Source organism: Corynebacterium marinum DSM 44953 (assembly GCF_000835165.1).
In the GTDB taxonomy this organism is placed as follows: Bacteria; Actinomycetota; Actinomycetes; order Mycobacteriales; family Mycobacteriaceae; genus Corynebacterium; species Corynebacterium marinum.
The window spans coordinates 682,288-702,728 of the sequence record NZ_CP007790.1 but is presented as its reverse complement, the minus strand read 5'-3'; the positions used below and the strand labels follow the sequence as shown (position 1 = coordinate 702,728).

The window sequence follows — 20,441 nt, the reverse complement described above, 5'->3', positions numbered from 1 at the left end:
ACCCAGATTACTCCGGGGTCCGCACAAGAAGAAAACGGCTGGCCAGAGGGCGTGTCAGCCGACGCGGCGGCCGTAGGGTCCGTCGTAGCTGCTGCTGCGGCGGCGCACCTCGGTCGGCTGCCCGTCTGTGAGCGGGAGGAAATCGAAATCGGGCGATTCATCGTCGCGTTCGAGGATGACAGCGCCCGGGCGCCGGAGGTGGCGGGGAATGGCCAGCTCATCGTCGATGGCGCTGCGCACCCCGAGGCGTGCCCGCCGCAGCTGGCGGATGCGCCGGGCGCGGAGGGCCTGCTCCGCCCGCACCTGACCGCGCAGAGCCCCCAGGTAGACCACCGTGGCCACCACTGCCAGACCGGTGAGCAGCCAGGCCCAGCCTCCGACGACGAACGCGAGGATCGCGGTGACCGCCACGGCGGCCGCCAGACCGATGAGGGTGCGCTGGCGGCGCTGGTAGCGGGTGAGCGAATGCTCGGCGTCGGCCACCGGGTCCCAGCCTCCTCTGCCCGCGCGGTGCTCGGCGAATTCGATCTCCTCCTCGGACAGTTCCCCGGTCAGTTCCTCGTCGGTCATCTGATCGTCCACTTCCTCGTTCTCATCGGCGTGCCCTTCGACGGTGCCGGCGTTCTTGGCCGCCGATCCGGGGGCCTCGGCTCCCACGGTATCCGGGTAGAGGAAATCAGAGGGGGAGGTGAAGGAGTCGTCGTAGGCGTAGGTCTTGTCCTCGTCCCACTCGTCCCACTCCTCGGTGACCGGGTTGCCGCTCTCCCCGGCTGCGTCGACGGCCGGCTGCGCCACGATTGCGAGCTCCTCGACCGCAGGCTCGAGCTCACGGACCAGACCGCCGTCGACGACCTCGACGGTGTCCCCCTGCCGGGTGAACAACCCCTGGAATGAACGGGCGGGGCGGTCGTCGTCGAGCAGCACGTCGTCCGCTGCGACGAGTTCGTAATCGCCCGTCTCCTCGACTGATTCGGCGGGTCGGACGTCGGCGGCGGACAGGCGCGGGCGACGGCGGGCCGGCAGGTCGCCGGAACCGCCTTCGTGGATGACGCGGGTGTCGTCGAAGGCTTCTCCCGCCTTGCGGATCGGCCGCTGGCCCCGCAGGAGGAGAGGCGCGAGAACGAACAGCCACACCACGATGATCAGAACAATGATCAGGCTTCCGGACACGTTGTGGTCACCTTCCTCGGTGAGGGGACGGATACTGAGTTAAAGGTTACGGGTGCTGATTCACGCGCCACTCCTGCCACGCCGGGGAAAGTCACCCCAGTCACCCCAGTCACCTCAGTCGCCCGCTGCGGCGCAACCTGTCCACGCACGTTCCAGGGTGGTCGTCGATGTTCTGGGCCACGAAGTGGTGGTCCTGCCAGCGTCCGTCGATGTGGAGGTTCTCGCGCAGGTAGCCTTCCTCCCGGAATCCGTTGACCGCCAGCACCCGGCCGGACGCGGGGTTGCCGGGCAGGTAGGTGGCGGTGACCCGGTGCAGCCCGATGCGCCGGAAGGCGTGGTCGGTGCCCAGCGCGCAGGCCGCCGTGGCCAGGCCCCGGCCCATGAAGGCGGAGTGGACCCAGTAGCCGATCCAGCAGTCGGAGAGGCTTCCGTGCTGGATGGCGCCCAGGGTGACCTGCCCCGCGAAATGCCCGTCCAGCTCGATGATGAAGGGGACCACTTGTCCGTGGCGGGCCGCGGCGCGGATGCCGGTGAAATAGTTCCACCAGGCGGCCGAGGTGTGGCATGCCGACCATCCGCCGGGCGCGGTGGGCTCGACCGGCCGGAGGAAGGGCTCGTCGAGGAGGCGTTGCTCCCGCCAGTCGCGGTCGTCCCGGCGCGTCAGGGGGCGCAGGCGGACGCGGGCGCCGTCCCGCAACCGCACCGCCGGGGTGGATTCGGGCCAACCGGGGTGGACCTGGTCGCGGGGGCCCTGGCCGGGTTCCCGGAATGACCTGGCCGCGAGGCCGAAGAGGTCGAGCACCTCGCGTCAGCTGCCCTGCGCCAGGAAGAGGACGTCGACGATGTCCCCCGGACGGATCTCGGTGACCTCTTCCGGGACGCGGATCAACGCATTCGCTTCCGCGAGCCCGGCGAGAAGATGAGCGGGTGCGCCGGTGGCGGCGCCGATGCCCTCCACGAGGTAGTCGCTGGTCTCCGCATCGCGCATGAGCCTGGCGCGGATGTAACCGCGCCGCCCCTCCCGGGACGCGACGTGGTTGACGGCCCGGGCACGAACGACCCGCCGGGCGGTGTTGCGCTTGCCCAGGGAGATGCGGATGAGCGGGCGGATGAACACTTCGAAGGTGACCAGTGCGGACACCGGGTTGCTGGGCAGGAGGAAAACAGGGATCCTCTCTTCGCCGAGCAGTCCGAAACCCTGCACCGAACCCGGATGCACGGCGACCCGGGAGGTGTCGATCTCGCCGAGTTCCTCGACGACCTTCCGGAACATCTCCGAACCCGAACCTCCGACCGCGCCGGAGATGACGATGATCTCGCTGCGCTGGATCTGCGCCTCCAGGATCTCCTTCAGCCGACGGGGTTCACCCCCCGCGATGCCCACTCGGTGGACGTCGGCGCCGGCTTCCCGGCCGGCCGCCGCCAGGGCGTAGGAGTTGACGTCGTAGATCTGGCCGAGGCCCGGCTCGCGGTCAATGTCCACGAGTTCCCGGCCGACGGAGACAACCGCCATCCGCGGGCGGGGGTAGACGAGCACCTTCGACCGGCCGACGGCCGCGAGGAGGCCGATCTGGGCGGGACCGAGCACGGCACCGGCGGTGACGGCGACGTCCCCGGGCTGGATGTCGTCGCCGACGCGGCGCACGAACTCCCCGGAGCGCACGGGCCGGTGGGCGGTGACGCGGCGGCGCCCCATGTCCGTCCACTCCAGCGGGAGGACAGCGTCGGCAAGCGCGGGCAGGGGTGCCCCCGTGTGCACGCGGACAGCCTGCTTCGGCTGGAGGCGCAGCGGCTGCTGGGAACCCGCCGCCACCTCACCGACGACGGGAAGCGAACGTTCCGGCGGTTCGGCGGGCGCGTCGGCCTCCGGCCTGGGCGCCCCCAGCCGCTTCTCTCCGCCGACGTCGACGGCGCGGACGGCGTAACCGTCGATGGCGGCCTGCGGGAATCCGGGCAGGGCGCGGGTGGCCTGCACCTCTTCGGCGCACATCAGGCCGAGGGCGTCGGCGATGGCGATGCGCACCGGTTCGGGCGTGACCGCGGCATCGGTGACGAGCGCAAGCTGTTGCTCAACGGAACGCACTGCACACTCCTTCTGGTGAGGAAAGTCAGTTCTGGGTGGGGTGTTGTGCAGCCCCGGCAGCTTCAGCTGTGTCGGCGGCCTCGTGCTCCGCGAGGATCGCGGTGATCGCGCGGCGCAAACCCGGCCCGTAGGTCGGGTGCGACAAACCGAAATCAACGCAGGCGGGAATGTAGCCGGCCGGGTTGCCCAGATCGTGGCGCTTCCCCTCGTGGACGACGATGTGGACCGGATGACCCTCCCGGATCATCAGCTCGATGGCGTCGGTGAGCTGGATCTCCCCGCCCTTGCCCGGCTTGATACGGCGCAGCGCGTCGAAGATGCCCCGGTCGAGCAGGTACCGGCCGGTGGCCACGAACGTCGACGGCGCGTCGGCCGGATCCGGCTTCTCCACCATGCCGACAACACGCTTGACCTTGTCGGCGGGCAGATCCGAATCGGCGGGGATCTCCTCGATGTCGAAGACACCGTAATTGAAGACCTCCTCGCGGGGCACATCCACCGCGCACAGCACCGAACCGCCGAGCTCCGCACGGACCGCGGCCATCTTCTCCACCACACCCATCGGCAGGACCAGGTCGTCGGGGAGCATCACGGCCACGACGTCCTCGTCGTCGTCCAGGACGCTCTCCGCCAGGCCGACGGCGTGGCCCAGACCCAACGGCTTGGCCTGTTCCACGGCGACCGGGGTCATCAGCTTCGCGGCGCGCTGGACCTTGGCCACCTGCTCGAACTTGCCCCGCTCGGTCAACGTCTCCACCAGGTTGGGGAACTGCTCGAAGTGCCGCATGACCTCCTGCTTGTTCGGGGCGACAATGACCGCCAGGCGCGTGGCGCCGAGGGCGTTGGCCTCCTCGGCGATCAGCTCGATGCCCGGTGTGTCAACCACGGGCAGCAGCTCTTTGGGGACCGTCTTGGTCGCGGGCAGGAAGCGGGTGCCCATGCCGGCGGCAGGCACAATGACCGTTTTCACGCCGTGCGGATGGGCGGACGATGACAAGCTCATAAGGCAACACACTACCTGGCGCGGTTACGCTTGGGGCATGGACATCCGGGATAGGAAAGCGACACTGCGGGCCCGGATGATGCAGGCCCGCAAAGACATGCCGCCCGAGACGATCAGGAGCGAGGACTCGGCGATCATCTCGCACGCTGCCGCCCTCCTGCGTTCGTTGGCCCCTTCGGAGACCGCGGTCGCCGCGTACTCGCCGCTGCAGAGTGAGCCGGGCGGCAGTCTGCTTCTCGACGCCCTCCACGGCGAGGCATCCTCCCTCCTCCTCCCCATCTCCCTTCCCGACGGGCAGCTGGACTGGGCCCGCTACGAGGGCCGTCTGGCGTTGACACCGGGAGTGCTCGGTATCTCGGAGCCGACGGGGGCGCGGCTCGGCCCGGACGCTCTCCATTCCTGCCGGCTCATCCTTATCCCCGCCCTGGGTGTGTCCCCGGAGGGGGTGCGCCTGGGCAAGGGCGGCGGCTTCTACGACCGGGCACTCGCCCAGTTCGTGGACTCCGATGACCCGCCGCTGACTGCCGTACTCCTCTATAACGGCGAGATCCGCGACGACATCCCCGTCGAGGAGCACGACATGCCGGTCGACCTTGCCATTACGCCGACCGGTGTGCGCCGCTTCAGCTGATTTCCACCCGGCCGGGAACCTCCGGGCCCCGGGCGCAGTCCAAGTAGGGTATGACCTCTTTCCCGCGCAGGCTTCTTCTGATCCTCTCCACCCCAGGCTGGCGCCGCACAGTCCTCGTCCGCCGGGCTCTGGCGTCCGCGCTGCTTGTGGCCGCCGTGTTCCTCGCCTTCCGGCAGGCCGTCGCCGAGGATCCGCCGGCCGTCGTATTCACGCGGGAGATCGCGGCCGGCGAGACGCTCTCCCGGGATGACGTCGTCGTGCTCCCCGTCCCCGAGCACCTCATGCCGGACTCCGCCTTCACCGACCCCTCGGAAGTGGAGGGGATGGTTATCGTCGCGTCTGCGGAGGAAGGGGAGGTGGCGACGAGCCGCCGTTTCATCGGGCCGGACCTCTCGGCGGCCTTTGTGGGAGATGTCACGACCTTCCTCCCACTGAGACCGGCGGAACCGGAGATCATTCCGCTGCTCCATCACGGGGACACGATCAGCATCGTCACCCATCACGGTGACGCCGGGGAACCGCAGGTCATCGCCACCGGGGGCAGGGTCATTCTCGCCGACGCCCGGGAAACCCCGGGGACGCTCCTGATCGGCCTGGGCGAGGAAGACGCCCGCGCGGTGGCCGCAGCCTCACTCACGGCCCCCCTGGCGGTAGTACTCACGCCGAATCAGGAGAATACCCAGGCTATGCCTTAAACTTGAGACAGAAATCAAGACAACCCGTTCTCCATAAGAAGGATCCATCATGCTGCAGGGCTTCAAGGAATTCATCATGCGCGGCAACGTCATTGACCTGGCTGTGGCCGTGGTCATCGGCGGCGCGTTCACCGCCATCGTCACCGCTTTCTCCGACAACCTGATCAACCCGCTGATCGCCGCCCTCGGCGGCAGCGATGTCAGCGGCCTGGGCTTCCACGTCATCTCGGACAACCCGGCCACCTTCCTCGACTTCGGCGCGGTCATCACCGCGGCAATCAACTTCCTGCTCATCGCCGCCGTCGTCTACTTCGTGATCGTTGCGCCGATGAACAAGCTCAACGAGATCGCCGCCCGCAAGCGCGGCATCCCGCAGGACGAGGAAGAGCCGGTTCCGGCCGACGTCGAGCTGCTCACCGAGATCCGCGACCTGCTCAGCACCCGTCAGGCGTAATGCGGAGGGCGTTGTTCGCGCCAGAACTCCTCGGGGGAAACCGACTCCTCGGCCTCCGGATCGAGGAGCACCTCTCTCCCTTCATCGGCCGCTTCCGCACTCCTGAACAGGGTGCCGGGGCGGTCGAATTCTCTGTCCATGTCCGGAGCGTCGGACTGCCGGACCGCCCGGCGGCGGGGCCGGGAGCCGCGTTCCCCGCTACTCAACGCTCGCCTTCTGCAACTGGTCGATCACGTGGTGGACCAGCGGGGTGAGCGTGGCCATGCCGTCGCGCACCGCGGTGCGGGAGGCCGCGAGGTTGACCACCACCGTGGACCCGGACACCCCCGAGATTCCCCGGGAGGTGCAGGCGTCCACCGCGCCGCAGGCCTGTCCGGAGGAGCGCAGGGCCTGCGCGATTCCGGGCACCAACTGGTCCAGCACGGCCCTGGTCGCCTCCGGGGTGCGGTCGCGGGGACCGACGCCGGTGCCGCCGACGGTGAGGACCAGGTCAACGCCACCCACCACCGCCGTCTCGATGGCCTGGCGGATCTGCGACTTCTTGGAGCGCACCGACACGACCGCGTCGACAGCGAAACCGGCCTCGATGAGGAGTTCGGTGGTCAGGCGGCCGGTGCTTTCGCCTGCGTCGGGGGCATGGTCGGCGATGAGCACCACCAGCGCCCGGCGGCGGGCCCGGGGCGGACCCTCCTGCTCGGAGGCGAGCAGGAACGCCTCGTCGGGTTCCGCGACATCCAGCAGTGCGGACGCACGCGGCTCAGGGGCGGTGTTCACAGTGGTCTCCATCCTCAAGGTGTTCAATTGTCTTGCTTGCATGTGCGACTGAATTTACTCTGCGGTCAGCGTAACCTCTACCTGCCTGCTCTGTCCGGTGTCCTGCTGCTGGACCTCCAGGGTGACGGTCTGCCCGAAGTCCTGCGAGCGGATGGCGGCGACGAGGGCGTCGGAGTTGTCGATGGCGCGGTTGTCGACACGCGTGACCACGTCGCCCGGGTTCAGTCCCGCCTGCTGCGCGGGGCTGTCCGGTTCGACGGATGCGATGAGCGCACCCTTCACGTCCTGCCGCGCGGCCACCTGTACGCCCAGCATCGGGTGAGCGGCTCCGCCGGTGGAGATGAGCTGGTCGGCGACCCGCTTAGCGAAGTTCGCGGGGATGGCGAAGCCCAGGCCGATCGACCCCGCCTCACCCCCGGAACTCAGTGAAGCGATGACTGAGTTCATGCCGATGATGTTCCCGTCCATGTCGACGAGCGGGCCGCCCGAGTTGCCGGGGTTGATGGCGGCGTCGGTCTGGATGGCGTCGATGAGCGAGGACTCCCCTCCCCCGTCGGACGCGCGCACCGGGCGGTTGAGCGCGGACACGATGCCGTAGGTGACGGTGGAACTCAGGCCCAGCGGCGAGCCGATCGCCACGACCTCCTGTCCGACGCTCAGTTCGTCGGAATCGCCGAACTGGACGACGGGCAGGTCGGAGGCGTCCCGGATCTTCACCACGGCGATATCGGTCGCGGCATCGGAGGCGACGTAATCCGCCGTCAGCGTGCGGCCGTCGTTGAGCGTGACCTGGATGAAGGCGTTGTTTCCCCCGCCGGACACCACGTGGTGGTTGGTGAGCACGTACCCGTCCGAGGAGATGATCGAGCCGGATCCCTCGCCGGCGCTGGTGCGGTTGGCCACCTGGATGGACACGACCGAGGGGAGCACATCAGCGGCGACCTTCTCCACCCCGTCCCCCGGGGCCTCGGGGGCGGGTGCGCTGGGTTCGCGCAGGGAGTTGACCACTTCCCCGGAGCCGGTCGAGGCCGTGTTCGCGACGACCAGGCCCACCACGGAGCCGGAGGCGACGGAACCGGCGAGCATGAGCGCCAGCGCAGTGCCCAGCCCGACGCGGCGCTTCTCCTTCGCCGGCTCCGGCGCCTGCCACTGGTAGGTCGAGGTGACCGGCTGGTATCCCCCGGGCCCGGGGGTGGTCTCATCATTCATGTGACTCATTGTCGTCTTCCCCTCTGAACCATTCCTGATGCATTTCTGTCTGTTGCCTGAATGGTTTGATCCTGGCGTCGAGGCTACTCCGCACGGGCACCGACGGGGCGCCGGCCGGGCAGCTCCACGAGAACCCGGGCTCCGCCGTCCTCCGATTCCGCCACCCGGACCGTCCCGCCGTGGCGCTCCACCGTCTGTTTGACGATGGCCAGCCCGAGCCCCGACCCGGGTTCGGAGCGTGCCTCCGGGGCCCGGTAGAAGCGCTCGAACACACGCTCGCGGTTCTCCGGACGGATACCCGGACCAGAATCGGAGACGGACAATTCCGCACGGTCGTCGGAAAGCGCCTGCAGGCGGACTCGGACCACACCGCTCTCCGGCGACCATTTGGCGGCGTTGTCGAGGAGGTTGACCACTGCCCGGTCGAGGGAGAGCTGCTCTCCGACCAGCTCCCAGGGAATGATGCTGACCTGGAAGGCAACGTCCGCGCGGCGCCGCCGCACGCGGAGCACAGCGGAATTGACCACCCCGTCCAGCTCGACCGTCTCGAGGCCGACGTCAGCGCTGTCCTCGCGGGCGAGATCCACCAGGTCACCGATGAGGGTGGACATCTCGGTCATCTGCGCCATCACGTCGCGCTCGAGGTCGCGGCGGTCCTGCTCCGAGATGCGGTCCGCGGCGCCGGGGCGGTTGAGCATCATGAGCAGCTCGATGTTGGTGCGCATCGAGGTCAACGGCGTCTTCAGTTCATGGCCTGCGTCGGCCACCAGCTCCGCCTGGCGCGTGCGGGACTCCCGCAGGGCAGCCAGCATCGCGTTGATGGAGCGGGTGAGCTGCGCGAGGGAGTCGTTGCCGTGGACATCGATCGGGCGCAGATCGTCGGTGTCCGCCACATACTCCACGGCGCGCTGGAGCCTCTGCAGCGGCCGCAGCCCCGTGGTCGCCACGACCAGCCCGGCGGCGATCGCCAGGAGCACGCCCAGCGCGGCGATCCCCAGCAGCTCCATCCCCAGGGCTGCCATCTGCCGGTGGGTGTCGCCCATATCCCGGGCGAGGACCACCATCGCGCCGTCCGAACCTGTCTTGGTGAGAATGCGCTCGCCGCCGACGGTGTGCGCGGCGGTGGAGAAGCCGTCCCCGACGTCGCGGTACTCGCCGCCGACGGGGATGGGGTCGCCGCGGGTGACGGTCCACCCCGGCAGGGTCAGGGAGACTCGGGTCCCGGGGACGTAGGTGCTGAAGTTCCGGATCTCCGAGTCGAGGTCCGCCAGGTTCCGCGCATCCCGCGCCTGGCCCAGCAATGTGATCGCTTTCCGGTCGAGCTCCCGGTCGATGGCCGCGGTCAGTCCTGTGGACACCGTCCAGTAGGAGAGCAGGGTCACCGCCCCGACGGCGAAGGCGACCACCGCAAAAGTGAGCCCCGCCAGCCGCCACCGCAGCGGCGTGCCGCCGGCCGCCGGCCCGGCCGCGGCGCCCTCTGCGGGCGCCGCCGTCCCGGCGACCTGGCGGCGCAACATCACGGAGCAGTCTCCCGCAGGACGTATCCGACGCTGCGGACCGTGTGGATCAGCCGGGGCTCGCCGTCGGCCTCAGTCTTGCGGCGCAGGTAACCGATGTAGACCTCGAGGGCGTTTCCGGAGGTCGGGAAGTCGTAGCCCCAGACCTCCTCGAGGATCGTCGCCCGCGGCAGCACCCGGCGAGGGTTGCGCATCAACAGATGCAGAAGGGAAAATTCCGTGCGCGTGAGACTGATGGCGCGGTCTCCGCGGTACACGTCCCGGGTGTCCGGGTTGAGGCGCAGGTCTTCGAAGACCAGCTCCGACAGATCCTCCTGGGACCGGGGGTTCTCCACAGCTGCGCGGCGCAGCAGGGAGCGCACCCGCGCGAGCAGCTCCTCCAGAGCGAAAGGCTTGGGCAGGTAATCGTCGGCGCCCGCGTCCAGCCCCGCGACCCGGTCGCTCACCCCGTCGCGGGCGGTCAGCATCAGGATCGGCCGGTCGTAGCCCGTGCTGCGGAGGCTGCGGCAGACCTCCAGACCATCCATGCGCGGCATCATCACGTCGAGAATGACAAGATCCGGCCGTACCCGGCCGATCGTCTCGACGGCCTCGATGCCGTCCTCCGCAATCACCACCTCGTACCCGTTGAAGATCAGGGAACGCCGGAGAGATTCACGTACCGCCTGCTCGTCATCCACCACCAGTATCTTCATGGATCCATTATGTCCCAGCGGGCGACGAAAAAACCGGTTCCCGCCACAACAGTGGCGGGAACCGGTTCGGTCACAACTTCAGAGGGCTGCGACTAGAACTGCTCGACCTCAACGAGACCGAGCTGAGCGGCCTTGACGAGACGACGCGGGATACGGACGGACTGACCGTCGACCTTGACCTCCTGGAGGGCGACGTTGTCAGCCTTCCACTGGGAACGACGCATGCGGGTGTTTGCGCGGGACATCTTGCGCTTGGGGACTGCCATGATTGTTTACCTCCTATGCCTTTTTCTTGCGGCGGGCCATGCCACCGAAACGCTTCTCGAACTTCTCGACGCGGCCTGCGGTGTCCATGACACGCTGGGCGCCGGTCCAGAACGGGTGGGACTCGCTGGTGACGTCGACGACGATCAGCGGGTACTCGTTCCCGTCCTCCCAGGCGACGGTGCGGTCGCTCTGGACGGTGGAACGGGTCAGGAACTGGAAGCCGGTGCCGGCGTCCTGGAAGACCACCGGGTGGTAGTCGGGGTGAATTTCCTTCTTCATTTACTCTCGATTCCCTCAGGATAGAACATCAGGTCGGTTCCGCGCGCATGAATACATAAGGCGTGGATCGTGCCTGAGTTGGGTTGGAGATTGACAACTCGGACAATCCTAGTCCTCCACCGACCGATTTCTGAAATCATGCCGTATAGCACGCGATTAGGAATTCTGCGCGCCGGCTTGTAGAGTGGTCCCTTGCTGTTGTCGAAGTAAACGTCTACGCCCCGTCAGCTGGCTGAAGACTGCGCCCCGACCTGTGCTCATTCACGAGGGCACCAGGAATGATCGGTGCGGCGCGGTCATATGAGCTTTTCCGACGTGGGCGGCTAGGAGAAAGAAAACCCATGTCGGCTATTTGCCAGGTCACGGGACGCAAGCCGCAGTTCGGCAAGACCGTCTCGCACTCGCACCGACGTCACTCGCGCCGTTGGAACCCCAACGTGCAGCGTCGTCGGTTCTTCCTGCCCTCCGAGGGCCGTTCCATCACTCTGACCGTTTCCACCAAGGGCCTCAAGGTCATCGACCGTGACGGCATCGAGTCCGTCGTGGCCAAGATCCGCGCACGTGGGGAGAAGATCTAAGTCATGGCACGTAATGACATTCGTCCGATCATCAAGCTGAAGTCTACGGCTGGCACCGGTTACACCTACGTCACCCGTAAGAACAAGCGCAACAACCCCGATCGCATCTCGCTGATGAAGTTCGATCCGATCGCCCGCAAGCACGTCGAGTTCCGCGAGGAGCGATAATTCATGGCAAAGAAATCCAAGATCGCCAAGAATGAGCAGCGCAAGGAGATCGTCGCCCGCTATGCGGAGCGTCGCGCAGAGCTCAAGGCCATCATCAAGAACCCGAACACCACTGACGAGGAACGCCTGGACGCTCAGTTCGAGCTGAACCGCCAGCCGCGTGACGCCGCCAAGGTGCGAGTCCGCAACCGCGACGCACACGACGGTCGCCCCCGCGGATTCCTCCGCAAGTTCGGCCTGTCCCGTGTCCGCATGCGCGAAATGGCTCACCGCGGTGAGCTGCCGGGCATCCGTAAGTCCAGCTGGTAAGGAGTGGCAACTATGAAGCAGCGCACCAATCCCAAGAAGGCACGGCTCGAGCAGTCCCGCCGCCCCAAGAAGAACCCCCTCAAGGCCGAGGGCATCGAGAAGGTGGACTACAAGGACGTCAAGACCCTTCGTCTGTTCATCTCCGACCGCCACAAGATCCGTTCCCGCCGCGTCACCGGCCTGACCCCGCAGCAGCAGCGTCAGGTCGCCACCGCAGTGAAGAACGCACGCGAAATGGCTCTCCTGCCGTTCACCAGCCGCTAAACCGGTTGACAGGACGCAACAGCGCACTTTTTCCGCTGGCCGTGTGACACGGTAAAAGTACCCCGACCCGCCCCGCCCGATATTTTCGGGCGGGGCGGGTTTTGTTATGTTCAAGACCATGCTGCATCCTTCGCTGCGCGACCTGGCCGAGCAGGCCCCCCTGTCCACCTCCACCGCCACCGCCCGGGGCGTCCTCGTCGAGGCGCAGCAGCTGCTGCGCAACGCCCTGGAGCACCGCACGCCAGAAACCGCCCTGACCGTGTGGTTCTCTGATCTGGTGCTGGCCACCCTGTCCTGCCCCGCGGTCGTCGAGAAGCTCCCCTCCCCCGTCACTCCCACCGGCCCCTTCGCGCGCGGCGACGCCCTGCCCTCCACGGCGGTCACCTGGTTCGCGGCGCCCGGCTCCGACACCGCCGGACTGGTCGAACTGCTCACCTCCGCGGGTCTCACCGTCGGGGAGCCGCCCGCCGACGGGGCCGGCCTGCTGGCTGCGCGTGTCGACGCCCGGCTGATCGTCCCGGAGGCCCCCTCAGAGGAACTCCTCCAGCTGGCGGTGTCGCACCGCCCGCCCGCGCTCCAGGCGCTCGCCGGGCTGCCGGACCCGGACGTGCCCGCCGACGTGGCGTCCTCGCTGCTGCGCCCCATCGCCGACGTCGCCCGCTGGGCCGCCCCCGCGGAGCGCTCCACCCTGGATCGTCTCGCCGCCGGCCACAACCGCGGCCTGCTGACGGAAGATGAGGTGGAGGCCCTGTCGCAGGCCTGGGAGACCGCGGTAGCTCTGCAGTTCCGGCGCTGGGCGGACCGGGTGGGCTCCCGGCCCCCTGCGCTCGGCGACCTCCCCGCCCTCCACCGCAGCGCGTACGGTGCGGCGGCGCGTCAGGTCGCCGGGGTCCTGCGTGCCCTGGCCGGGCGCCACGGTATCACGCTCAACTGACACTGGTATCTTTAGACGAACAGAATCCATCCCGGAAGGAGAGCCACACCATGGCAGGTGCAGTGGGACGTCCGCGCAAGCACAGCCCGCGCCGACGCGGCTCCACGGCGCGGGAGGAGATTCTCGACGCCTCCGCCGAGCTGTTCACCACCCAGGGTTTCGCCTCCACGTCGACCCACCAGATCGCCGACGCCGTGGGCATCCGGCAGGCGTCGCTGTACTACCACTTCCCCTCGAAGACCGAGATTTTCCTGACGCTGCTCAAGTCCACCGTCGAGCCGTCCACGGAACTGGCCACCGCGCTCCACGAGTCCGAGGTCTCCCCCGCCCTGCGGCTGTGGGCCCTCGTCGCGGCGGAAGCCCGGCTGCTGCTGTCCACGCGGTGGAACGTCGGGCGTCTCTACCAGCTGCCCGTGGCATCCTCGCCGGAGTTCTCGGAGTACCACGCCAAGCGCACCGAGCTGCGCACCGTCTTCCGGACGCTGGCCGAGGAGATCGTCGGCGAGGGGGACCCGCGGGTGGACCTTCCGTTCCACATCGCGTTGTCGGTCATCGAGATGCGGGAGAACGACGGCACGCCCCCGGCCCCGCTGTCGGAAACCGAGCTCCCCGACATCGCCATGATGCTCGCCGACGCCGCCCTAGACGTCCTGCACGCCCAACCGCCCGCCGAGCGGGTCGGGCGCGCCCTCGAGCTCATCAACGCCGCCGCCGCGTAAATGGGCGGCTGCCATGCCCGCAGACTGATCGCCTTTCTTATCGACGTCGCCCTCGCCTACGTCCTCTTCTTCGCCGCCGCGCGGCTGTGGCCCGGGGCTACCGCGCAGATCGGTGCGGACCCCGCACCCCTGCTGCTGTCGATCACGTTCGGGGTGCGCGCACTGCCGGAGCTGATCTGGCGCCGCAGCCCGGGGAAGATGATCCTCCGTCTGGACGCCGTCGGCCCGCGCTGGGCGCCCCTGCTACGCCATGCCTGGCTCCTGCTGCCTGTCCCCGCGGCGCTGCTTATTCCCACCGTTCCCTGGTACTCGATGTTCGCCGCCGTCGTCGCGCTGAGCGCGGTATTCTCCCCCGACGGGCGGTCCCTGGCCGACCGGGCGGCGCGGACCACCGTCATTCAGCGCGGGCGAGGATGCGCTCTGCCTGGCTGAGCAGCGGGGCGTCGATCATCATGCCGTCCACCTGGAAGGCCCCGGAGTTCCCCCGCGCGCCGTCGAGGACCCGGCGAGCCCACTCCACCTGGTCCGGCTCCGGTCGGAAGGCCCGGCGCACCACCTCGACCTGTGCAGGGTGGATGCAGGCGGTGCCGGCGAACCCGGAGCGCGCGGCGTCCAGAGCCTCCGCGAACTGGCCGTCGGGGTCCCGGAAGTCGGCGTACATGGCATCCACGGCGAACTTCCCGGCCGCCGCTGCATGGACGAGCACCTGGGAACGTGCGTGCCGGATGACATCGCGGTAGTCGCCTGGGCGGTCCTCGTCGGAAAGTCGGCGGGAATGGGTCCCGCCGAGCAGGGCAATGAGGTCCTCCGCGCCCCAGAACAGGCCCACGACACCGTCCTGCGCCGCGATCTCGCGGATATTCACCAGCGCCTGGGGAGTCTCAATCATCGCGATGACGTCCAGGCCTGCGAGCTCCACCGGAAGGCAGTCATGCACCTTCGGCACCATCACCGTCCCGATACCGAGTTCCCTGGCCAACCCCACGTCCGACGCGAACCCTTCGGCTTCCGGGCCGATCGTCCGCAGAATGGTCCGCGGCAGGTCCAACCCGGCGGTGCGGAGGTTGTCGTGCATAGCGGCCCGGTCGCCGGCGCCGGCGCCGTCCTCCAGGTCGACGATGACGGTGTCGGCCCGTTCGTAGGCCTTGGGGATGAGTTCTGCGCGGTGGGCCGGAGCGAAAAGCAGCGCCGGGCCGATGAGATGGGGTGTCATGGCCGTCTATTATGCCGTCCCCTGCTGTCCCCCGCTGTTCCCGGCCGCCGCAGGACCGGGCGGGTTCAGGAGGGTGCGGCAGTCGACCGTCGGCAATGCGGTGAGCTGTCCGGCCAATTCTGTGAGCATGGCCTGGCCGTCCGCATAGAGGCCGGAAGCCGGGCGGACGACGAGGGCCACCGCACTCATCCCCTGCCCGCCGGCGGCGGGCAGCAGCCCGAACTGGCGGACCACATATCTACCGTCGGCACCCGGTCCCCAGCCGCCCTTGTAGCGGGCGCCGGGGAGAGTGCCCAGGCCATAGTCCTGGCCGGGGGAAATCTTCCCCATGGCCGCGAGCACGGGCTCCGCCCCCGCCAGACAGGGCAGAGCCGCCGCGAAACGCGCCTGGTCTGCGGGGGTCCAGCGGGTCTGGCCGTAGCTGCTGAACTCGGGGTGCGCGACCGAGAACTGGACCTCCGTGTGCACCCCGGCTTCGGCGAGGACCGCCCCGGTGGCTGCCCCGGCCTCCGCCGGGGTGCCGAGGGAGGCCCAGAGCTGGTCCGCGGCCTGGTTGTCCGATACCGTGACGGCCGCCCGGACGGTGTCCGCCAGTCCGGGGTCGCGGCGCAGCGCGGCGACCGCGAGGGGGATCTTGATGGTCGACCAGGCCGGGGCGTCATGAACGCCGCCCGCGGACTGCGCCTGCACGCCGTCGAAGACCGCGACTTCCGCCTCCCCGCCGTACTGCGCCAGAACCCGGTCCAAAGCGGCCTGCACCGACGGGATTCTGGGCGGGGGCAGCTCCGCCGGATGCGGCTGAGGGGCGGGCGTGACCCACACCGTCTCAGTCGGGCGTGGAGTGTCAGTCTCCGGCGGGATGGTGCAGCCGACGAGGGTGAGGGCAGAAACCAGGGCCGCGGCCGGGAGCTTCCTCACGAGAGATAGACCACGGCGTTGTTGCCGCCTGTGCAGGTGACGTAATTTCCGGTTTCCCTGCAGTCCATCGCGTACCACTCCCCGGTGGCCGGGCTGTAGGCGTACACCGTGGCGTTGTATGTTCCGCCCATCGCCAGGTTGTCCATGTAGGCCCGCCAGACGTTCAGCGCGAACGCCTCCGAGGTGTTGGCGGAACCGACCCGGACGTTCTCCAGGTATCCGCCCGACCGGATCAACGTGCCGGGCACTCCAGCCGCCGGTGCTGGTGCCGGTGCCGGTGCGGGTGCGGGTGCGGTAAGTGTCGGCTGTGCGGGTACCGGTGCCGGTGCGGTTGCGGTGACCGTCACCGGAGTCCCCTCCTGGGGCGTTTGCTGCCTGGACGAGATCAACCACCAGATTCCTCCGGCCGCGGCGGCGAGCACGATCACCGACAGGAGCGCCACGAGAACCCAGACCGCCGTGTTCGAGGATGATCGCGGGGGCGGGCCCTGCTGCTGCGGCGTCTGCGACCATCCGCTCTGGTACATGTCTGCGGCCATCAGGACCTTCTTCCGGTTATAACCAGTGGTCCTCTAAGTCTAACCTGCGTGCGGGCCCCGGGGAGGCGGCGAAGGCCGGTCATCCCGCCCGGAGGGGTGAATCGCGTCTCATCGGGAGACCGCAGGCGTGTCACGGACCCTGCCCGGCCCCCACCCCGGAACCGCCGCTCCCCCCTGGAACAGCACATCGCCCCGCGGTTCCTCAGAACTGCGGGACGATGGACAGAAAATGCCGGCAGGAACTAGTGCGCGAAGTGGCGCGCCCCGGTGAAGTACATGGTGACACCGGCCTTCTCCGCGGCGGCGATGACCTCGTCGTCGCGAATGGATCCGCCCGGCTGGACTACCGCCTTGACGCCGGCCTGGGCGAGCACCTCGAAGCCGTCCGCGAAGGGGAAGAAGGCGTCGGAGGCTGCGACGGCACCGGTGGTGCGGTTGGTGTCGCCAGCGAGGCTGTTGGCGCGCTCGACGGCCAGCTTGGCGGAGTCGACGCGGTTGACCTGGCCCATGCCCACGCCGACCGTCGCGCCGGCGTTGGCGATGAGGATGGCGTTGGACTTGACGGAACGCACGGCGGACCAGGCGAACTGGAGATCACGGATGACCTGGTCGTTGCCGGGTTCACCGGCGGCGAGGGTCCAGTTCGCGGCGAGGTCCCCCTCCGCCTGGAGGGTGTCGCGCTCCTGCACGAGGACGCCGCCGGAGATTTCCTTGGTCTCGAAGCCTGCGCGGGTCAGCGGTTCTGCCTGGAGAACCCGGAGGTTCTTCTTCCGGGCGAGGACGTCCACGGCGCCGCCAGCGTAGGACGGGGCGATGATCACCTCGGTGAAAATGTCGGCGACCTGCTCCGCCATGGCTACGGTGACCTCGCGGTTCGAGGCGATGACGCCGCCGAACGCGGACATCGGGTCGCAGGCGTGCGCCTTGCGGTGCGCCTTGGCGATGGACGTGTCGGACACCGCGATACCGCAGGGGTTGGCGTGCTTGATGATGGCCACGCAGGGACGCTCATGGTCCCATGCCGCACGCCAGGCGGCGTCTGCGTCCTGATAGTTGTTGTAGCTCATCTCCTTGCCGTGGAGCTGCTCCGCGTTGGCGAGGCCGCCGGCCCCCGCGTCGGCGTAGAGGGCCGCAGCCTGGTGCGGGTTCTCGCCGTAACGCAGGGTGTTGCTGAGCTCGTGGGAGGAACCGATCCAGTCCGGGAAGCCCCCCTCGGCGCCGGCCTCCGCCTGCTCGCCCAGCCAGGTGGCCACGGCGACGTCGTAGGCGGCGGTGTGGCGGAAGGCGTCGAGGGCAAGCGCGGTGCGCTGTGCCCGGGTGAAGCCGCCGTCGTTGAGCGCGGCGGCGACGTCCTCGTAGCGCGCGGGATCGACGACCACCGCGACGGACGGGTGGTTCTTCGCCGCGGCGCGGACCATGGACGGGCCGCCGATGTCGATCTGCTCGACGCAATCGTCGAAGCCCGCGCCGGAGGCGACGGTCTGGGAGAAGGGGTACAGGTTCACCACGACGAGCTGGAACGGCTCCACGCCGAGGTCGCCGAGCTGTGCCAGGTGATCTTCCTTGCGGGTGTCGGCGAGGATGCCGGCGTGGACCTTCGGGTGCAGCGTCTTCACGCGGCCCTCGAGGCATTCGGGGAAGCCGGTGAGCTCCTCGACCGGGGTGACCGGGATGCCCTGGCCGGCGATGGTGGCGGCCGTGGAGCCGGTGGAGACGATCTCCACACCTGCCCCGTGCAGCGACGCCGCCAGAGCCTCCAGCCCCGTCTTGTCGTACACGCTGATCAGCGCGCGCTTGATTACCTTGCGATCATCACTCATGGATGAACTCAACCTTCCTGGTGGTCTCGTCGATGGTTGCCGAGCGCAGCACCGACACAATGAGCTGCCGTTCGATTTTCTTGATCCGCTCGTGGAGGGAACTTTCCGTGTCCCCGGTTTCCACCTCGACCGCCGCCTGCGCGATGATCGGTCCCGTGTCCACACCCGCGTCGATGAAGTGGACGGTGGAACCGGTGATCTTCACCCCGTGGGCGAGCGCGTCGCGGACGGCGTGAGCCCCCGGGAACGACGGCAGCAACGCCGGGTGGGTGTTGATGATGCGTCCGCCGAAGCGGTCGAGGACGCCTGCGCCGAGGATCTTCATGAAACCGGCCGAAACTACGAGGTCCGGGTTGGTCTCCGCGATGACGTCGGCGAGCGTGACGTTCCAGGCAGCGCGGTCGGCGCCGAGCTCCACTACCCGCGTTTCGACGCCCGCCCGTTCCGCCCGCTCCAGCGCCGCGCAGGGTACGTCGGCGATGACCCGGGAGACCCGGTAGCGGGAATCCTGGTTGTCCAGGATGGCCTGCAGCAGTGTTCCGCTGCCGGACACAAGGACGACGACCTCTATGGGGTCGTCGTCGGGGATGTTCGGATCGAGGGTGGAAGTCACCGGACCGATCTTAGTCCCTGCGTTCCTCATCTACGGCTTTAACGCCGTCTTCCTCTACTTCCGGCGCTTCTTGATCCCCGTCGGCGGGTTCCTCCGCAGGCTCCTCTGCCTCCTCCGAGGGTTCCTCGGCGGGTTCCTCGGCCTCCTCCGCGGGTTCCTCTGTCACGTCGACAACCTCGCCGTCGACGAAATCCGGTGACTCCGAAGCCGCTGGTTCCTCCTGTTCCGCCACCTGCTCCTCCGGCTTCGCGACGCGGGCCGGGGCGCGGCGGTCGGCCACGCGGCCGAGCAGCGCGGCCGCCACACCGATACCGGCGGTCCAGGCGAAGGCCAACCCGGCGGTCAACCAGACCATCGGACCGCCCGTGCCCAGATAACCGATTTCCCCCCAGGTGAGGTAGCTGCCCACCAGCACCATGACGGCGATGGCCGCGCTCGTGGCCAGGGTCTGCACCACGGTGAACCGGACATTCCCCAGCACGAAGGCCACGGTGAACGAAGGGACCAGCAGGAGAAGGATCGACCACGGATGCGCCCAGCCCGGGATGAGGGCCATCAAGGGCAGCAGCGGCAGCTCCGTGAGGTCGATCGCGTACAGGGAGACGGAGGCGGCGCCCAGGTGGAATTCGGAGCCCAGGACGACGGAGATCACCGCGATGACGGCGTTCGGCAGGTAGAGCAGGCTCAACAGCGCACCCCCCACCACGCCGCCGGTGGTGCCGTAGATCCCGGCGAGTTCCACCTGCCGCGGCCATCCCGCCACCAGCAGGACCAGGAGGATCACCAGGGACGCTGCGGAAAGCAGGAGAAGGATGCGGGCGGCGGTGGCGACGGCGTCGACAAGCCATTCCGGTGCCCGGTAACGGCGCAGCACGGCGCGCCACAGACGCCCGCCCATGCCGACGGCCAACGCGATGAGGTGGAGCAGCAGGGTCCGGGCGACCGCGTGCCCCAGCGGGGGAACGCCGACGTCAAAGACACGGCCGGCGTCCCACATCATCGCGCAGGCGACGAGGGTGAGGACCAGCGGGACTGCGAGGGTGCCGACTGCCAGGACCAGCAGATCCGCCATGCTCACCCGGTCGCGGACCGCCCGGTTCACCCTGCGCGCGATGAGCGTGGCGAGCCCGATCGCGGGGAGCAACGGCAAGACCCCGAGGACGATGCCGTCGGCGGACACGGGAACGAGGTTGAGGATGAGCCACAGCTGCGCAATCGTCGCCGGAAGCGCCGTCAGGGACATTCCGGTGAACAGGAGGCCGGCGAGGGCGACGACGATAATGCCGAGCACCACCACGATGTTGGGAACCGCGGCCACGGGGAGGTAGCGGCGCAGTCTCCCTCGGAGACCGGCGGGGACCTGTTTCTTGGGCGCCGGGCCGGCCGTAGCCTTGTGACCTGCGGTGGGGCCGCCGGCGCGAATCCTGCGAGGGCGCCGACCCGGCCGGGACTGGGGGCTGGTCTTCTTGCTCATCACGCTCCCACTCTGCCACGGCCGCCGCCCGCCAACCCGATGCCACGACCGTGTGGTGCCCGGATGTAACGTCTGCGATGCCGGCGGCGATTTAAGGGGATTTCGCCGTCTTCGG

27 protein-coding genes are annotated in these 20,441 nt (G+C 68.7%); 10 read left to right on the top strand and 17 right to left on the bottom strand.

All coding sequences use genetic code 11. From position 1 onward, the window contains the following. Positions 1-54: 54 nt before the first annotated feature. The 4 genes from sepX to B840_RS03435 form a co-directional block, all read right to left on the bottom strand. Positions 55-1,170, bottom strand: a complete 1,116-nt coding sequence (sepX, locus tag B840_RS03450; protein WP_042620979.1) for a divisome protein SepX/GlpR — start codon at positions 1,168-1,170, stop codon at positions 55-57. A gap of 109 nt (positions 1,171-1,279) precedes the next feature. Next, a complete protein-coding gene (locus B840_RS03445; protein ID WP_042620978.1) occupies positions 1,280-1,972 on the bottom strand; it encodes a GNAT family N-acetyltransferase in 693 nt (230 codons plus the stop codon). A 6-nt stretch (positions 1,973-1,978) separates the two neighbouring features. Next, complete coding sequence (gene glp / locus B840_RS03440; protein WP_042620977.1) at positions 1,979-3,253, bottom strand: molybdotransferase-like divisome protein Glp; 1,275 nt, start codon at positions 3,251-3,253, stop codon at positions 1,979-1,981. Between the two features lie 25 nt (positions 3,254-3,278). Then, entirely contained in the window at positions 3,279-4,256 is a 978-nt protein-coding gene (locus tag B840_RS03435; RefSeq protein WP_042620976.1) for a UTP--glucose-1-phosphate uridylyltransferase, read from the bottom strand. Positions 4,257-4,293: 37 nt separating this feature from the next. Between B840_RS03435 and B840_RS03430 the strand changes: the two genes are divergently transcribed. The 3 genes from B840_RS03430 to mscL are packed head-to-tail and all read left to right on the top strand — an operon-like array spanning position 4,294 to position 6,036. Further along, entirely contained in the window at positions 4,294-4,887 is a 594-nt protein-coding gene (locus B840_RS03430) for a 5-formyltetrahydrofolate cyclo-ligase (RefSeq protein ID WP_042620975.1), read from the top strand. Between the two features lie 50 nt (positions 4,888-4,937). Further along, complete coding sequence (locus B840_RS03425; RefSeq protein WP_042620974.1) at positions 4,938-5,582, top strand: SAF domain-containing protein; 645 nt, start codon at positions 4,938-4,940, stop codon at positions 5,580-5,582. 49 nt (positions 5,583-5,631) lie between these two features. Next, positions 5,632-6,036, top strand: coding sequence for a large conductance mechanosensitive channel protein MscL (gene mscL, locus B840_RS03420; RefSeq protein ID WP_042620973.1), 405 nt, complete (start codon positions 5,632-5,634; stop codon positions 6,034-6,036). Here the strand turns inward: mscL and B840_RS03415 are convergent. The 7 genes from B840_RS03415 to B840_RS03385 form a co-directional block, all read right to left on the bottom strand. Next, complete coding sequence (locus tag B840_RS03415; protein WP_188656897.1) at positions 6,027-6,176, bottom strand: hypothetical protein; 150 nt, start codon at positions 6,174-6,176, stop codon at positions 6,027-6,029. The genes mscL and B840_RS03415 overlap by 10 nt on opposite strands. A gap of 58 nt (positions 6,177-6,234) precedes the next feature. Continuing rightward, the gene (locus B840_RS03410; protein ID WP_042620971.1) at positions 6,235-6,822 is read right to left on the bottom strand and encodes a MogA/MoaB family molybdenum cofactor biosynthesis protein; all 588 of its coding nucleotides are present in this window, start codon (positions 6,820-6,822) and stop codon (positions 6,235-6,237) included. A gap of 42 nt (positions 6,823-6,864) precedes the next feature. Next, positions 6,865-8,028 carry a S1C family serine protease gene (locus tag B840_RS03405; protein WP_084602747.1) on the bottom strand — a complete coding sequence of 388 codons (1,164 nt, stop codon included), beginning with the start codon at positions 8,026-8,028 and terminating at the stop codon, positions 6,865-6,867. Positions 8,029-8,102: 74 nt separating this feature from the next. Beyond that, complete coding sequence (locus B840_RS03400; protein ID WP_042620970.1) at positions 8,103-9,536, bottom strand: HAMP domain-containing sensor histidine kinase; 1,434 nt, start codon at positions 9,534-9,536, stop codon at positions 8,103-8,105. After that, entirely contained in the window at positions 9,536-10,231 is a 696-nt protein-coding gene (locus B840_RS03395; RefSeq protein WP_042620969.1) for a response regulator transcription factor, read from the bottom strand. Before B840_RS03395 ends, B840_RS03400 begins: the two co-directional genes overlap by 1 nt. Before the next feature lie 92 nt (positions 10,232-10,323). Continuing rightward, the gene (gene rpmF, locus B840_RS03390) at positions 10,324-10,497 is read right to left on the bottom strand and encodes a 50S ribosomal protein L32 (RefSeq protein WP_042620968.1); all 174 of its coding nucleotides are present in this window, start codon (positions 10,495-10,497) and stop codon (positions 10,324-10,326) included. 13 nt (positions 10,498-10,510) lie between these two features. Continuing rightward, a complete protein-coding gene (locus B840_RS03385) occupies positions 10,511-10,777 on the bottom strand; it encodes a type B 50S ribosomal protein L31 (protein ID WP_042620967.1) in 267 nt (88 codons plus the stop codon). Positions 10,778-11,118: 341 nt separating this feature from the next. Here B840_RS03385 and rpmB point away from each other — a divergent pair, with 341 nt between their 5' ends. The 7 genes from rpmB to B840_RS03350 all read left to right on the top strand — a co-directional run bounded on the left by rpmB (position 11,119) and on the right by B840_RS03350 (position 14,181). Continuing rightward, the gene (gene rpmB, locus B840_RS03380; RefSeq protein WP_042620966.1) at positions 11,119-11,355 is read left to right on the top strand and encodes a 50S ribosomal protein L28; all 237 of its coding nucleotides are present in this window, start codon (positions 11,119-11,121) and stop codon (positions 11,353-11,355) included. A gap of 3 nt (positions 11,356-11,358) precedes the next feature. Then, on the top strand, positions 11,359-11,523 hold the full coding sequence (gene rpmG / locus B840_RS03375) for a 50S ribosomal protein L33 (protein ID WP_040085297.1): 165 nt from the start codon (positions 11,359-11,361) through the stop codon (positions 11,521-11,523). Between the two features lie 3 nt (positions 11,524-11,526). Continuing rightward, the gene (rpsN, locus tag B840_RS03370; RefSeq protein WP_042620965.1) at positions 11,527-11,832 is read left to right on the top strand and encodes a 30S ribosomal protein S14; all 306 of its coding nucleotides are present in this window, start codon (positions 11,527-11,529) and stop codon (positions 11,830-11,832) included. 12 nt (positions 11,833-11,844) lie between these two features. Continuing rightward, entirely contained in the window at positions 11,845-12,096 is a 252-nt protein-coding gene (gene rpsR, locus B840_RS03365) for a 30S ribosomal protein S18 (RefSeq protein ID WP_042620964.1), read from the top strand. 118 nt (positions 12,097-12,214) lie between these two features. Next, positions 12,215-13,030 carry a putative nucleotidyltransferase substrate binding domain-containing protein gene (locus B840_RS03360; protein WP_042622479.1) on the top strand — a complete coding sequence of 272 codons (816 nt, stop codon included), beginning with the start codon at positions 12,215-12,217 and terminating at the stop codon, positions 13,028-13,030. A gap of 50 nt (positions 13,031-13,080) precedes the next feature. Beyond that, positions 13,081-13,749, top strand: coding sequence for a TetR/AcrR family transcriptional regulator (locus B840_RS03355; protein WP_042620963.1), 669 nt, complete (start codon positions 13,081-13,083; stop codon positions 13,747-13,749). Further along, positions 13,750-14,181 (top strand): RDD family protein, encoded by a 432-nt coding sequence (locus B840_RS03350; protein WP_042620962.1) that lies wholly within the window; start codon positions 13,750-13,752, stop codon positions 14,179-14,181. It abuts the gene before it with no gap. On the opposite strand, the gene B840_RS03345 is transcribed toward B840_RS03350, so the two are convergent. The 6 genes from B840_RS03345 to B840_RS03315 form a co-directional block, all read right to left on the bottom strand. Beyond that, positions 14,144-14,962 (bottom strand): HpcH/HpaI aldolase/citrate lyase family protein, encoded by an 819-nt coding sequence (locus tag B840_RS03345; RefSeq protein WP_042620961.1) that lies wholly within the window; start codon positions 14,960-14,962, stop codon positions 14,144-14,146. The genes B840_RS03350 and B840_RS03345 overlap by 38 nt on opposite strands. Positions 14,963-14,971: 9 nt before the next feature. Then, positions 14,972-15,880: a serine hydrolase gene (locus tag B840_RS03340; RefSeq protein WP_188656899.1), complete on the bottom strand. Its 909-nt coding sequence runs from the start codon at positions 15,878-15,880 to the stop codon at positions 14,972-14,974. Continuing rightward, on the bottom strand, positions 15,877-16,419 hold the full coding sequence (locus B840_RS13425) for a hypothetical protein (protein WP_156971827.1): 543 nt from the start codon (positions 16,417-16,419) through the stop codon (positions 15,877-15,879). The genes B840_RS03340 and B840_RS13425 overlap by 4 nt, the downstream gene beginning before the upstream one ends. 242 nt (positions 16,420-16,661) lie before the next feature. Beyond that, positions 16,662-18,239, bottom strand: coding sequence for a bifunctional phosphoribosylaminoimidazolecarboxamide formyltransferase/IMP cyclohydrolase (gene purH / locus B840_RS03325; protein WP_042620958.1), 1,578 nt, complete (start codon positions 18,237-18,239; stop codon positions 16,662-16,664). Further along, on the bottom strand, positions 18,232-18,852 hold the full coding sequence (gene purN / locus B840_RS03320) for a phosphoribosylglycinamide formyltransferase (protein WP_042620957.1): 621 nt from the start codon (positions 18,850-18,852) through the stop codon (positions 18,232-18,234). Before purN ends, purH begins: the two co-directional genes overlap by 8 nt. 10 nt (positions 18,853-18,862) lie before the next feature. Then, entirely contained in the window at positions 18,863-20,326 is a 1,464-nt protein-coding gene (locus tag B840_RS03315) for a cell division protein PerM (protein ID WP_156971826.1), read from the bottom strand. Positions 20,327-20,441 lie beyond the last annotated feature (115 nt).